Here is a 13,329-nt window from a genome sequence, read left to right as displayed (position 1 = left end):
ACGTTCAGGACGATGAGATCTACGTAGCCTCGCCCGGGCGCTGGCTGTACTTGAGCCGCAGGGCGGCTTCCGTGTCCGCCTCTTCTGCGGCGCGCGCCTGCTGCAGCGACTTGATGCGCTTGTCCGAGCGGCGCACCGCCCAGATGACCACCAGGAACGCCAGCGCGTACAGCGGGTAGCCCATCGCGATCTTCGCGAAGGCCAGCCAGCCGGTGTGGTCGCTGTCGTACAGCCAGCGCTGGACGACGAACCGCGCGCCGAACACCACCGCGAGCGCGAGCGTCGCCAAGTCGTACCCGAACCGGGACGGCTTGTCGCGGCGCCATTCGGTGCCGGTGCCGTTGACGGCGTTCCAGATGACCCCGACGAGCGGCCAGCGCACCACGATCGAGAGCACGAACGCGGCGCCGTACACCAGGCTCGCCCAGATGCCGAACAGGAAGAAGCCCTTGGCCGAGCCCGTGCGGTACGCGATGAACGCGGCGATGGCCACCCCGAAGAACCCGGAGATCGCCGGCTGCAGCGGCTCCTTGCGCACCAGCCGCAGGATGGTGATCGCGACCGCGCTGCCGACCGCGCTCCAGATCCCGGCCTGCAGCCCGAAAAAGGCGTTCACCAGTACGAACACCAGGACCGGCACCGAAGAGTAGATGAGCCCGGATATCCCACCCATCTGTTCCAGCATCGTGGGTTCCGGTTTGTCCGGAGTCTTCTCTTCGGTGCCGGCGGGTTCAGTCACAGTGTGGATACCAACTCAGGAGGTCGTCTGCAATTCGTAGAACGGGTTGTACAGCACCTTGTGACCGTCGCGCTCGGCCATCCGGCCGCGCGCCTTGATCGTTCTCCCTGGCTCGATGCCCGGGATCCGGCGCCGTCCGAGCCAGACTAGCGTCACGCCTTCCGTTCCGTCGAACAACTCAGCCCGTAGAGTGGCGGCCTTGTCCTCCGGGCACAGCTCTACACTGCGGAGTCTGCCCAGCACCGTCACCTCGTCACCAGAACGGCAGTCGCAGGCGCGCTGCGCCCCGACCGCCTCGGATTTTTCGGAGAGATCATCGGCGTCGAGCTCGTCGACGTCGCTGGTCAGCTTGCGAACCAACCGGCTGAAGTAGCCGCCGTCTTTGGCGGACATAAGCGGTGCTCCTGTTGTCCGGGGCCCCCGACTTGAACGGCCCGTACCTAGTCAACGTTAAGGTTGTTGCGCTCGTTCCAGGCAAGGGAAACCGGTTTGCCGCAAGATCGCAACGTGATGTCCGCTATCCCGGCAGCTCCCGCCGTGCTGCTGCCGGGCACCGGCTCCGACGAGATTTTCGTCCGGGCCGTTTTCGCAGGTCCGCTGGCCGAGATCGGTCTCGAAGCGATAACGCCGCGGCCGCCTGCCGGCGATCGGCTCGCAGTGGGCTTCCTCACTCTGCTCGACGAGCTGGCCGCCCAGGGGCCCTTGATCGTGGGAGGCATCTCGTTCGGTGCCCATCTCGCGGCCGAATGGGCCCTGCGGAACCCGGACCGGTGTGCGGGCCTGCTGCTGGCGCTGCCCGCCTGGTACGGCGCGCCGGGAGACGCTCCCGCCTCACGGGCCGCGAAGGCCTCTGCGGATCTCGTGGACGCCGAAGGGATCGAAAGGGCACTGGCGCTTTCGGTGGAAGGCGTCGCGCCATGGCTCGCCGACGAGCTGGCCAGGTCCTGGCGGCGCCATGGCGACGGGCTGGCGGCGAGTCTGCGGGTGGCCGCCGACCATCCCGCGCCGACGCTGGACGAACTGCGCGAACTCGACATTCCGGCCGGGATCGCGGCCTGCACCGACGATCCCGTCCATCCGGCGGAGGTCGCCAGGACCTGGGCCGCGACGATGCCCCGGGCCGCGGTCGTCGAGACCACGCTGACGGCCCTGGGCACCGACCGGGCATCCCTCGGACGGGCGGCGATCGAAGCCCTCAGTCCCACCCGTCGCCCGACCACCACCCCTGATCGAGGCGCTCCGCGCCGCTAGGCCTGCTGGGCCTGCTGCTCCGCGATGTGCTGGGCGACGGCGTCCGGAAGCGTGACGGGCAGCGGTGAGCGCACCGGCATCGGCGCGTCCCCGCGGACGACGATCGTGTCGCGCACGATGTCCCGCAGCACACCCGGCGCCTCCGCCGACGCCGACTGCGGCCCGGCGATGACCCCGCGCAGCATCCAGCGCGGCCCGTCGACGCCGACGAACCGCAGCGCTACGTCACCGATCAGCGCGGACAGCTCGAACCCCCACTCGCCCTGTCCCGGCGAAACCCTGGCACCGTCGTTGCGCAACTGCTCGGTCAGCTCCGCGCCGACCTCATCCCACAGCCCGCCCGAGCGCGGCGCGGCGTAGGCGCTCACCGTGATCTGCCCCTGCGGGGTGACCACGTGCACCGCGCGCACGCCGCCGGCTGCGGGGTCCATCTCCACCTGGACCTGCGAACCGTCCGGCACCGGCACCCGCACCGAGCCCAGGTCGATGCGCGGCACGTCGTCCTCGGGGGCGTCCGCGACGTCGAACGGCCCGTCCGTGACGACCGGCTGCGGTGCTTCGTAGTCCTCGTCGAGGTCGTCCGGCTCGGGCAGGGCATGCCGGCCACGACTCTGTTCCGGCTCGGGTGACCGCCGCTTGCGTCCGAAAATGCCCACTACTTCTTCGCTCCTTCACCGGCCACGCCGCCCAGCGTGGCATGCCCACCGGTAGATCCGTAACCTCCGGCCCCGCGCTCGGAGGCCGACAGCTCGGCGACCTCCACGAACTCGGCCGTCTCGACGCGCTGGATGACCAGCTGCGCGATCCGGTCACCCCGGGACAGCTTCAGCCGTTCGCGCGGATCGTGGTTGATCAGGCATACCCGGATCTCACCGCGGTAGCCCGCGTCGATCGTGCCCGGGGTGTTCACGACGGACAGCCCGGCGCGGGCCGCCAGCCCCGAACGCGGATGCACGAAACCGGCGTAGCCCTCGGGCAGCGCGATCGCGACGCCGGTGCCGACGACGGCCCGCTCACCGGGCTCCAGCACGAGGTCGTCGGTGGTCACGAGATCGGCGCCGGCATCGCCGGGACGCGCGTAATTCGGAAGTGGCACACCCGGATCGAGCCGGGTGAGCAGGACCTGCACGATGGACACGGGCGGCCAGACTACCCTGGGCATGTGGGCGAGAGCGCAAGCGCGGCCGATGCGGGAGTGGACAGCACGGCGCGGACCGAGCAGAAGCGGCATAACGAACGGCTCTACCTGGCGTGGTGGGGCTGGCCGCTGCCGCTGATCGCGGCCGGGTTGCTGGCCGCGGAGGTCCACATGGGCTACCCCGGGGTACGGGCGTGGCTGCCCTACCTCATCCTGGTGCCGCTGATGGCCGGCTGGATGTTCCTGCTCGGGCGGTCGAGGGTCACCATCACCGGCAGCCGGCTGGTGGTCGGCAAGGCGAACCTGCCGCTGGAGTTCGTCGGGCAGGTCGACATCATCGACAAGGCGCACAAACGTAAGGCGCTGGGCCCCGAGCTCGACCCGACGGCGTTCGTGCTGCACCGCGGCTGGATCGGCCCGGTCGTGCGGGTCCACCTGACGGATCCCGACGACCCAACGCCTTACTGGATTTTCAGTACTCGTAAGCCCGAAGCGGTGGCCGGGCTACTGCGCGACAGCCCGGCCACCCGGTGATCAGGCACAGTCCCGGCAGATCAGCCGGCCGTTGTGCTCTTCGGCCAGCCGGCTGCGGTGGTGCACCAGGAAGCACACCGAGCAGGTGAACTCGTCGGCCTGCTTCGGCACCACCTTGACGGTCAGGTCCTCACCCGAGAGCCCGGACAGGTCCGCGCCGGGGAGCTCGAAGTTCTCCGCGGTCGCGTCCTCGTCCACGTCCACGACACCGGACTGGTTTTCGTTACGCCTGGCCTTCAGCTCCTCCAACGAGTCTTCGGCCAGCTCGTCGGCTTCGCTGCGGCGCGGAGCGTCGTAGTCGGTCGCCATTGTCCCTCACCCCTGCGATCAGCTTGTTGATGTCTCCAGGCCCGCGATGCGCGTCGCAAGCCCTTCGTGCCGCTGGACAACGTTCCAGCGCCCCTGTTTGTGCCCGGGCCGGTAGTGAGGCAGGTCTCTCTTCGGCGAGTGGTCGGAAGACCGCTGACTACGGCCGGAGCCCGCAGAGGGTAGCTCACGAGATACCCCGGCTCGCAACGTGTTAGGCGAAGGTCTTCATACGTCACCCAACAGGGGGAACGGGTGCCCTCAGAATGCCTGGTGAGGCGACACGACGACCCACTCGAACGGTGGTGTCGGCAGTGGTGCACTGTAACGCTTACGCTGATCAGGAGCGAAGGTCCTGGTGTAGGGGGACGGTCGGGGGAATCGGGAAGGGATCGGGCAGGTGGCGTCGGGGATCGGTTTCGGCAACCGCAAGAAACGAGGCTACCGCAAGCGCCGCCCGCTCCCCGCTCTCGTTCTCATCGGGATACTGGGGCTCGTCGCGATGGTCGTATGGGTGCGCGCGGTCACGACCAGAACCGATATCAACGAGGTCGTGCGCTGCACCCCGGCGCCGGCGCCGGTGGACGGGCTGACCTTCACCCCCTTGACGTACACCGCGCTCGACGACGTCGCGCCCATCCCGCCGGACAAGATCGCGGTCCAGGTGCTCAACGCGAGCACGTCCCGGGGGCAGGCCACCATCACCACCGAAAGCCTGCGCGAGCTGGGCTTCACCCAGATCGGTGACCCGGGCAACGACCCGGCGTACCCGGCTCAGGACGCCGGATGCCAAGGCCAGCTGCGGTTCGGGGACAACGGACGCTCCGCCGCTCGCACGCTCAGCCTCGTGCTGCCGTGCGTCGAACTGGTGAAGGACACGCGCGCGGACGCTTCGGTGGACCTTTCGATCGGCACGGCGTTCGGTGACGTGCGGCCGACGCAGCAGGGGCGGCAGATCCTCCAGCAACTGCAGCAGTGGTCGCAGCAGCATCCAGACGGCGGGAACGAGCAGTCCGCGGCGAGCGGCCCGGTCATCGACCCGGCGCTGCTGTCCGCCGCCCGCAACGTCACCTGCTAGCCGGACCCGCCGAACTCGCCGCCTCGACTGTCGAACTCGCCGTCCGGAACGTCGAACTCGGCGTCCCGAACGTCGAACTCGGCGTCCTCAGTGCCCAACTCGGCGTCCCCAGTGTGGAACTCGGCGTCTGGAACGTAGATCTCGGGGTGGGGGTCAGATTTTGGCGATGCCGGAGGACAGCAGGGCGGCGCGGAGCGGGGCGGCGATCGTCGGGGCGGCGGCGAACGTGGCGTCGGGCCCCAGCTCCTCGTCCTCGCCCGGCAGGGACACCACGGCGCCGGCCTCGGCGGCGATCAGCGCGCCCGCGGCCCAGTCCCACCGGTGCAGCCCGTGCTCGACGTAGGCGTCCAGCCAGCCGGCCGCGACGGCGCACAGGTCGAGCGAAGCCGCCCCTGGCCGCCGGACGTCTCGCACCCGCGACATCAGCTCCGCGACCATCGCGGCCTGACGCGCCCGGCGGGCCCTGTCGTAGGAGAACCCGGTGCCGACCAGCGTCAGATCGAGCCGCTCCGGCGCGGAGGTGTGCAGCCGCCGCCCGTCGAGCCACGCGCCCTGCCCGCGCACCGCGGTCCAGCGGCGCCCGTCGACCGGTTCCACGACCGCACCCGCGACCGAGACGCCACCGACCTGAGCGGCCACCGAAACCGCGAAACAGGGTGAGCCGTAAAGGAAGTTGACGGTGCCGTCGATCGGGTCGACCACCCACGTCACGCCGTCCCCGGCGGCGCCGCCCTCCTCCTCTCCGAGCACCTGGTCATCGGGCCGCAGCTCGGCCAGCCGCTGCCGGATCAACCGCTCCGAGGCGCGGTCCACGGCGGTGACCACATCGGTGTCGGTGGACTTGGTATCGACCTGCACCGCATCGCCTGCGACCATGGCCTCACGGGCTCGGCGCACCAGGTCGGCCGCTTCTTCGGCCACCTGGAGGGCGGTGTCACGCAGGTCTGTCGGTTCGGACTCGAAGGCTCCCACCCCACCATGTGACCACACCCGGATAAAGTCTCGTGGACAGGCTTCTGAATCGAGCAGGAAGGGATCACGCCAATGACGGCGACCCGAGGTTTCGGAATCGACATCGGCGGCAGCGGTATCAAGGGCGCCCTTGTCGACCTGGAAAAGGGCGCCCTCATTGGCGACCGGCTCCGGATCGACACCCCGCAGCCCGCGACCCCCGAGGCGGTCGCCGAAGTCGTGGCCAAGGTCGTGCGCCACTTCGACTGGGACGGCCCGGTCGGCATCACGCTGCCCGCGGTCATCAAGAAGGGCGTTGCGCACACCGCGGCGAACATCGACCCCAAGTGGATCGGCACCGATGCGGACGGTCTGTTCGCCGACGTTCTGGGCCGCCCGGTCGACGACATCGCGATGCTCAACGACGCCGACGCCGCCGGGATGGCCGAGATCCGGTTCGGGGACCCGTCGGCCCGCCACGGCGTGACGACCCTGCTCACCTTCGGCACCGGCATCGGCAGCGCCGTCTTCCAGGACGGCAAGCTCGTGCCCAACACCGAGTTCGGCCACGTCGAGGTCGACGGGCACGACGCGGAGAAGCGCGCGGCCGCCTCGGTCAAGGACAACGAGGGCCTGTCCTATCACCACTGGGCCAAGCGGGTAAGTCGTTACCTGACCGTGCTCGAGAACTTGATCTGGCCGGATCTGTTCATCGTGGGCGGCGGGGTGAGCAAGAAGTCCGAGAAGTGGGTGCCGCTGCTCGACGTCCGGACCAAGATCATCGTCGCATCCCTGCAGAACAACGCCGGAATCGTGGGTGCCGCCGCGGCGGCGGTCGAGGGCATCGAGCACTGAGGCCTGCCGCGCCGCGCACGCCGGGCAACGATGATCGGCCGCAACCTTTGCGCGTATCGTCGTTACAATGGAACACGGCCCACGGTCGCGGCGGACAAAACCGCAGGCCGCGGGATGTTCCCCGAATCTGAGGCAGCCGGGATCCCGGTTCCGGCTCGCCGTGATCGACCGCTGCGAAAGGGCGTACGTGGCACCCGCAAAAACCGCTACTCGAAGCGGCACGAAGACAACGAACGCGGAACCCGACGCAGGCGACGAGGCCGCCACCGAGCAGAACGGCGCCGACGCCGCCAAGAAGCCGGCCGCACGCAAGACCGCCGCCAAGACCGGGGCGAAAAAGGGCCCGGCCAAGACGACTCGCACGCGCAAGCCCGCGGCCAAGGGGGAGGAAGCGGGCGAGCCCGACGGTCCCGGCACCGAAGAGGACCTGGAGGACGTCGACCTCGAGGCCGATCTCGCCGACCTGGAAGAGGTCGAGGTGGACGTCGTGGACGCGACGGTCACCGAGGAGGCGGAGCCCGAGGAGGAGGACGAAGCCCCGCCCCGGGCCGAGCGTCCGAAGAGCGGCGTCGGCCCGAAGAACGCCAACGACCCCGACTTCGTCTGGGACGAGGAGGAGTCCGAGGCGCTGCGGCAGGCCCGCAAGGACGCCGAACTCACCGCCTCGGCCGACTCGGTCCGCGCGTACCTGAAGCAGATCGGCAAGGTCGCGCTGCTCAACGCCGAGGAGGAGGTGGAGCTGGCCAAGCGGATCGAGGCCGGGCTCTACGCCGCCGAGCGCGTCCGCATCGCCGAGGAGGAGGGCGAGAAGCTCGCCACCCAGATGCGCCGCGATCTCAAGTGGATCGTGCGCGACGGCGAGCGCGCGAAGAACCACCTGCTGGAGGCGAACCTCCGCCTGGTGGTCTCGCTGGCCAAGCGCTACACGGGTCGTGGCATGGCGTTCCTGGACCTGATCCAGGAGGGCAACCTCGGCCTGATCCGCGCGGTCGAGAAGTTCGACTACACCAAGGGCTACAAGTTCTCCACGTACGCCACGTGGTGGATCCGCCAGGCGATCACCCGTGCCATGGCCGACCAGGCCCGCACCATCCGCATACCGGTGCACATGGTCGAGGTGATCAACAAGCTGGGCCGGATCCAGCGCGAGCTGCTCCAGGACCTCGGGCGCGAGCCCACCCCGGAGGAGCTGGCCAAGGAAATGGACATCTCGCCGGAAAAGGTACTGGAGATCCAGCAGTACGCCCGCGAGCCCATCTCGCTGGACCAGACCATCGGTGACGAGGGCGACTCGCAGCTCGGCGACTTCATCGAGGACTCGGAAGCCGTCGTCGCGGTCGACGCCGTGTCGTTCACGCTGCTGCAGGACCAGCTCCAGTCGGTGCTGCAGACGCTGTCCGAACGTGAGGCGGGCGTGGTGCGGCTGCGCTTCGGCCTCACCGACGGCCAGCCGCGCACGCTGGACGAGATCGGCCAGGTCTACGGCGTGACGCGCGAGCGGATCCGGCAGATCGAGTCGAAGACGATGTCCAAACTGCGCCATCCGTCGCGGTCGCAGGTCCTACGGGACTATCTGGACTGAGAACGCCTTTTTTCCCGAGAGGGTCGCCGGTTCGGCGGCCCTCTCGTTCGTTTTCCGCCTGGCTAGTGTTTCGTGATCTTGTTGTCTTTGCGCGCGGGTGTGTTTGTTTGCCAGGGTGCTGAGTTGGCCCTTGGCGTCGCTGAGTTGGCTCGGGGCGTTATCGAGTTGGCCGGCCGCTGTCGCCTAGGGCAAAATCAGCGACCGGACCAGCCAACTCGACACCGCAGCGGACAAACCCACCGACCCCACGGGCAAACACGGCAACGTAAACCGGACAGGATCACACGACACTAGGCCCACAACCGGGGAATCAGACCCGCGCTCGTGACGAGTTCCTCGGCCGCCTGCCGCTCGCCGGCCTCGACGGCGAGCAAGAGACCCCCAGGGCTCGCCATGGTGTCACGGCGCAGGGCCGCGGCGAGACGATCGAGCACCTGCACGTGCACGCCATGCTCGCCCAGCGACGGATAAGTGTCCACTATGGACACGGCGGTCCCGCCAGGACCGGTTCTGGTTCCCGTGAGCAACAGGAAATGTCCCACGTGCCAACGGGAAGACCACATCGGAGGCAAGCCGCCTTCGAGGTAGTCGAGCAACGCGCGGTCCGGGGTGTCGTGCGCACCGAACTCCCCGGTGTCCACATTGGCCACCGCAGCGACCCAGTTCAGCTGGGACAAGCCGGAAAGCAGGGCGGCGAGTGATCCGGAGCCCCAGTCGCCGCTCGCCGGGACCACCCGCAAGCGACCGTCTGACAACGTTTCGATCGCACCCGCCACCCCGCCCGGAGTGGAACCCGAAGCTGCCGGGTCGGACGCGTGCGGTAACGCGAGCCGGTAGTCCTCGCGGCTCTTCTCCCCCGGCGGCCAGGTCGGCTCATGTCCTGGAGACAGCAAGGACCCCACGGCGACCGCGGCCTCGTCCTGGTCTCGCACGGGGATTCCCTTGGCACGCAAGGAAACCATGGCGACGAACGCGCCGCACAGACCGTTCTTCTGCGGCATCTCCGCGCGCGCCTGCGCCGTGATTTCCCGGGCGCCCGGGAACCACCGGATCCCGTCCAGCACTCAGTACCGCCAAAGGTGTGCGGCGACGATCTCGTCCGTACTGCGCTCGGCCGCCCATTTGAGATCGGATTCACGCACCGCGCGGAACGCTCCGAGCAGCTCTTCGCCCAGCGCGCCGGTGACCCGGGAGGACGACACCAGCGCGGCGTCCTGCTCGACGGGCGTGCTCGGCAACCGCACGATCTCCGCGGCCGCCCGGCGTTCTTCCGTCCAGGTACCGGGATCCTCCGCGATCTGCCCGGGCAGCGCCAGACCTTCGTCCATCCCGGCGAGCCCGGCGGCGATCACCGCCGCGAGCGCAAGATACGGGTTCGCCGAGGCGTCCGACGGTTTGAGTTCGACGTTCGCGTGGCCGGCGCCGAGCAGCGTGGTGCCCGGCACGAACCGCAGCGGCGCCTCCCGGTTCTCGATCCCCCAGAACGCGTAGGCGCTGGCGAAATAGCCGGGCCGCAGCCGCAGGGTCGACGGGACGCTCGGCGCGGTGATCGCGGTCAGCGCCGGCAGGTCGCGGAGCAATCCCGCCAGATACCCCGCACCTTCGCCATCGTCAAGTCCGGTCAGCAAGTTGCTTCCCCTGCGCCAGAGCGACGTGTGCAGATGCCAGCCGTTGCCGGCGGCCTCGGGGCTGACGATCGGCGCGAAGCTCGCCCGCAGCCCGTGCGCGTGTGCGGCCGCGTGGATGGTCTGGCGGGCCAGGAGCTGGTCGTCGGCGGCCGAGACCGGGTCGGTGGCCTTCAGGGACAGTTCCAGCTGCGCGAGCCCGTACTCGGCGTGCACCTGGTTGAGTGGCAGCCCGTTCGCGTCGAAATCGTGCAGCAGCGCGGCGATGAACGCGTCCAGCTCGACCAGCGCGTGCGGGCTGTACGCGGGTCCGTGATGCCCGGGCGCCGAGGCGATGTCGGGGCTGCCCGCGGGCGCCACCGCGAACTCCAGTTCGTAGCCCGCGCGAATCTCGTAGCCCCGCTCGGCGGCCGCCGCGACCTGACGTTCCAGCGCGCCGCGCTGGCAGTACGGCCACGCCGAGCCGTCCGCGGCGACCTGGTGGACGGGCGCCCAGGCGAGCGCGGGCTGCCCGGCGAGCCGCCGGAGGCGCTCGATGACGGGCACCAGCCGGATGTCGCCGGACGGCGTCGCCAGCCCCGGATGGGCATAGGTGATGGCGTCGTGAGTATCGAAAACGGCAAACAGCGAGGTTGCCCCGACCCCGCGGGTGGCCGCGTCGGCCAGGCCGCCGATCGGCACGATCCGCGACCGCGGGATGCCGTTGTTGTCGGCCCACGCCAGCTGCGCCCCGGTGACGCCGGCGGTCGCGAGGTCCTTCGCGGCTGCCGATGCTGCCTTGGTCATGAAGTGAAGTGTCTCACGTGCGCAACTGACCGAAAGGGCACAAACGCGGCGGCCCGCGGTTTCGCCGAGAACGAACACAAGAGGTGGGATAAGCCACCCGCGACGGGGATTGCCCGATCTCGTCGTGACCGTTCCGCAACCGTCTGACCTGGACGAACGGCGTGGTCTGGACGTTTCCGGAACGTTTCGCCGTCCTGCATCGCGGGATTCGTTCTACGACAACCGGGGTAATTCGACGTGACACAAGTCCCACCGAGTCGGGAACACTTGCACCATCCGCAGCGTCTGCAAGAGTGGAAGCTACGAACACTTCAGGGCCGGGGCGACCCCGCACCGGTGAGAACCGAAGTGATCGTGCTGGATCGATGGCATCGGGCAACCGGTGCCGGGACGGAGGGAGACTCCCATGACATCGCCCACGCTCGCCCGCCCCGAACTGACCGCCGCCGACCGCTGCGACCGGTGCGGTGCCGCAGCACAGGTACGAGCCGTCCTCGCCTCCGGCGGTGAGCTGCTGTTCTGCGGCCACCACGCGCGCGAGTACAAGTCCAAGCTCAAGGAAATGGCAGCCGAGATCCAGAAGTAACTCCACAAGCTGGGAGGCGAGCGCTCGCGGAGAGCGCTCGCCTTTCTTGTTCGGCGTGTCTTCTGGGGGCGGAGCCGCCAGACCCCGCCCCGGGGGCAAGCCCCCGGACCCCCGCCGTGGTTTCCGCCACGCCGCTGACTACCACGACCGCAGCGTGACGATCCGCTCCTCGAGTTGGTCCACCGTGGCCATCGCGGTGGGCGGGCCGCCGCAGACGCGGCGCAGCTCATTGTGAATCGCGCCATGCGGCTTGTTCGTGCGGTGGTGGTACATCCCGACCAGCGTGTTCAGTTCCTTACGCAGCGAAGCGATCCGCTCCGACACGGACTGTGACCGCGCGGGCGCCGGCGCCTCCTGCTCAGGCTTGCGCCGCTTCGCGTCGGACAGCTGCTCCTCCTGCCGCTTGCGCAGCAGCGCCCGCACCTGGTCCGGCTCCAGCAGCCCGGGCAGCCCGAGGTACTCCTGCTCCTCTTCGCTACCGGAGAACACCGCCGTGCCGAACGAGTTGCCGTCGTAGATGACCTGGTCCAGCTCGGCCGACGCGCCGAGCGAGGTGAACGCCTTCTCCTCCTCACCGGGCTCGTCCTCGGTGCGGTTGGCCTGGGCGAGCAGCTCGTCGTCCCAGCCGTCCTTCTCGCGATGCGGCTTGCCGAGCACGTGGTCGCGCTCGGCCTCCAGCTCGCTGGCTAGCTCCAGCAGCACCGGCACGCTCGGCACGAACACGCTGGCCGTCTCGCCCTTGCGCCGCGCGCGCACGAACCGGCCGATGGCCTGGGCGAAGAACAGGGGCGTGGACGCGCTCGTCGCGTAGACGCCGACGGCCAGCCGCGGCACGTCGACACCCTCCGAGACCATCCGGACCGCGACCAGCCAGCGGTCGTCGGAGTCGGCGAACTCGCCGATCCGCTTGGTCGCCTTCGGGTCGTCGGACAGCACGACCACCGGGTTCGCCCCCGTGATGCGCGCCAGGATCTTCGCGTACGCGCGTGCGGAGTCCTGATCGCTCGCGATCACCAGGCCGCCCGCGTCCGGGATGCCGCCGCCGCGAAGCTGCTGCAACCGGGTGTCGGCGGCCTGCAGCACGGACGGGACCCACTCCCCGCCGGGGTCGAGCGCCGTGCGCCACGCCCGCGCCGTCTGCTCTGCCGTCAGCGGCTCACCGAGGCGCGCGGTGAACTCGTCGCCCGCGCTGGTGCGCCAGGACGCCTCACCGGAGTACGCGAGGAACACGACGGGCCGCACGACGCCGTCGGCGAGCGCGTCGGCGTAACCGTAGGAGTGGTCCGGCTTGCTGCGCATCGCGCCGTCGGCGTCGGGCTCGTAGGTGATGAACGGGATCGGCGAGTCGTCGCTGCGGAACGGCGTCCCGGTCAGCGACAACCGCCGCACGGCCGGGGTGAACGCCTCGCGGACGGCGTCACCCCAGGACTTCGCGTCCCCGCCGTGGTGGATCTCGTCGAGGACGACGAGCGTCTTGAAGTTCTCGGTGCGCACCCTGTGCAGCGTCGGATGGGCCGCGACCTGCGCGTACGTGAGCGCGACGCCGTGGTAATCGTCCGAGGTGGCGCCCTGGCCGTTGCGGTAGTTCGAGTCGATCGCGATACCGGCGGCCGCCGCGGCGATCGCCCACTGGTGCTTGAGGTGCTCGGTCGGGGTGACGATCGTGATCCGCTCGATCGTGCGGTCGCTCAGCAGCTCCGCCGCGATACGCAGGCCGAACACGGTCTTGCCCGCGCCCGGGGTCGCGACCGCGAGGAAGTCCCGCGGTTTCGTGGTCAGGTACTTGGTCAGGGCGCGCCGCTGCCAGGCACGCAGCGGGCGAGGCGTCACGTCCTGCTCGGGCTCGGGCGCGACGAAGCCCCCGTTACGCTGTGCCGTGTCCGACAAGGGTGTTCCCC

15 protein-coding genes are annotated in these 13,329 nt (G+C 69.5%); 6 read left to right on the top strand and 9 right to left on the bottom strand.

What is annotated here, in order from left to right; translation table 11 throughout:
* Window positions 1-19: 19 nt before the first annotated feature.
* On the bottom strand, window positions 20-739 hold the full coding sequence (locus tag FG385_RS07980) for a DUF3159 domain-containing protein (RefSeq protein WP_139095983.1): 720 nt from the start codon (window positions 737-739) through the stop codon (window positions 20-22).
* A 15-nt stretch (window positions 740-754) separates the two neighbouring features.
* Window positions 755-1,132 carry an OB-fold nucleic acid binding domain-containing protein gene (locus tag FG385_RS07975; RefSeq protein ID WP_139095982.1) on the bottom strand — a complete coding sequence of 126 codons (378 nt, stop codon included), beginning with the start codon at window positions 1,130-1,132 and terminating at the stop codon, window positions 755-757.
* A gap of 117 nt (window positions 1,133-1,249) precedes the next feature.
* Here FG385_RS07975 and FG385_RS07970 point away from each other — a divergent pair, with 117 nt between their 5' ends.
* On the top strand, window positions 1,250-1,990 hold the full coding sequence (locus FG385_RS07970) for an alpha/beta fold hydrolase (RefSeq protein ID WP_139096165.1): 741 nt from the start codon (window positions 1,250-1,252) through the stop codon (window positions 1,988-1,990).
* On the opposite strand, the gene FG385_RS07965 is transcribed toward FG385_RS07970, so the two are convergent.
* Both FG385_RS07965 and dut read right to left on the bottom strand, forming a co-directional pair.
* Window positions 1,987-2,646, bottom strand: a complete 660-nt coding sequence (locus FG385_RS07965; RefSeq protein ID WP_139095981.1) for a DUF3710 domain-containing protein — start codon at window positions 2,644-2,646, stop codon at window positions 1,987-1,989. The genes FG385_RS07970 and FG385_RS07965 overlap by 4 nt on opposite strands.
* Entirely contained in the window at window positions 2,646-3,128 is a 483-nt protein-coding gene (gene dut / locus FG385_RS07960) for a dUTP diphosphatase (RefSeq protein ID WP_139095980.1), read from the bottom strand. The genes FG385_RS07965 and dut overlap by 1 nt, the downstream gene beginning before the upstream one ends.
* Window positions 3,129-3,152: 24 nt before the next feature.
* Between dut and FG385_RS07955 the strand changes: the two genes are divergently transcribed.
* Complete coding sequence (locus tag FG385_RS07955; RefSeq protein ID WP_139095979.1) at window positions 3,153-3,662, top strand: DUF3093 domain-containing protein; 510 nt, start codon at window positions 3,153-3,155, stop codon at window positions 3,660-3,662.
* Here the strand turns inward: FG385_RS07955 and FG385_RS07950 are convergent, their stop codons facing one another.
* Window positions 3,663-3,971: a DUF4193 domain-containing protein gene (locus FG385_RS07950; RefSeq protein ID WP_139095978.1), complete on the bottom strand. Its 309-nt coding sequence runs from the start codon at window positions 3,969-3,971 to the stop codon at window positions 3,663-3,665.
* Between the two features lie 397 nt (window positions 3,972-4,368).
* On the opposite strand from FG385_RS07950, the gene cei reads away from it, so the two are divergent.
* Entirely contained in the window at window positions 4,369-5,046 is a 678-nt protein-coding gene (gene cei, locus FG385_RS07945) for an envelope integrity protein Cei (RefSeq protein WP_139095977.1), read from the top strand.
* A gap of 153 nt (window positions 5,047-5,199) precedes the next feature.
* On the opposite strand, the gene FG385_RS07940 is transcribed toward cei, so the two are convergent.
* On the bottom strand, window positions 5,200-6,018 hold the full coding sequence (locus tag FG385_RS07940) for an inositol monophosphatase family protein (RefSeq protein WP_200834357.1): 819 nt from the start codon (window positions 6,016-6,018) through the stop codon (window positions 5,200-5,202).
* A 72-nt stretch (window positions 6,019-6,090) separates the two neighbouring features.
* On the opposite strand from FG385_RS07940, the gene ppgK reads away from it, so the two are divergent.
* Window positions 6,091-6,852 (top strand): polyphosphate--glucose phosphotransferase, encoded by a 762-nt coding sequence (gene ppgK, locus FG385_RS07935; RefSeq protein WP_139095976.1) that lies wholly within the window; start codon window positions 6,091-6,093, stop codon window positions 6,850-6,852.
* Between the two features lie 187 nt (window positions 6,853-7,039).
* Window positions 7,040-8,434, top strand: a complete 1,395-nt coding sequence (locus FG385_RS07930; RefSeq protein WP_139095975.1) for an RNA polymerase sigma factor — start codon at window positions 7,040-7,042, stop codon at window positions 8,432-8,434.
* Between the two features lie 290 nt (window positions 8,435-8,724).
* On the opposite strand, the gene FG385_RS07925 is transcribed toward FG385_RS07930, so the two are convergent.
* Together FG385_RS07925 and FG385_RS07920 are read right to left on the bottom strand one after the other, a co-directional pair.
* On the bottom strand, window positions 8,725-9,498 hold the full coding sequence (locus FG385_RS07925) for a DUF6885 family protein (protein WP_139095974.1): 774 nt from the start codon (window positions 9,496-9,498) through the stop codon (window positions 8,725-8,727).
* Window positions 9,499-10,845, bottom strand: coding sequence for a type I glutamate--ammonia ligase (locus FG385_RS07920; RefSeq protein ID WP_139095973.1), 1,347 nt, complete (start codon window positions 10,843-10,845; stop codon window positions 9,499-9,501). It abuts the gene before it with no gap.
* 406 nt (window positions 10,846-11,251) lie between these two features.
* Between FG385_RS07920 and FG385_RS07915 the strand changes: the two genes are divergently transcribed.
* On the top strand, window positions 11,252-11,431 hold the full coding sequence (locus tag FG385_RS07915; protein WP_139095972.1) for a DUF7455 domain-containing protein: 180 nt from the start codon (window positions 11,252-11,254) through the stop codon (window positions 11,429-11,431).
* Between the two features lie 138 nt (window positions 11,432-11,569).
* Here the strand turns inward: FG385_RS07915 and FG385_RS07910 are convergent, their stop codons facing one another.
* Complete coding sequence (locus FG385_RS07910) at window positions 11,570-13,318, bottom strand: DEAD/DEAH box helicase (RefSeq protein WP_139095971.1); 1,749 nt, start codon at window positions 13,316-13,318, stop codon at window positions 11,570-11,572.
* Between the last annotated feature and the right edge of the window lie 11 nt (window positions 13,319-13,329).

The organism is Amycolatopsis alkalitolerans (assembly GCF_006152065.1).
GTDB lineage: Bacteria > Actinomycetota > Actinomycetes > Mycobacteriales > Pseudonocardiaceae > Amycolatopsis_E > Amycolatopsis_E alkalitolerans.
Note: the sequence above shows the minus strand (reverse complement) of the source record. Positions and strands in the feature narration are given on the sequence as shown.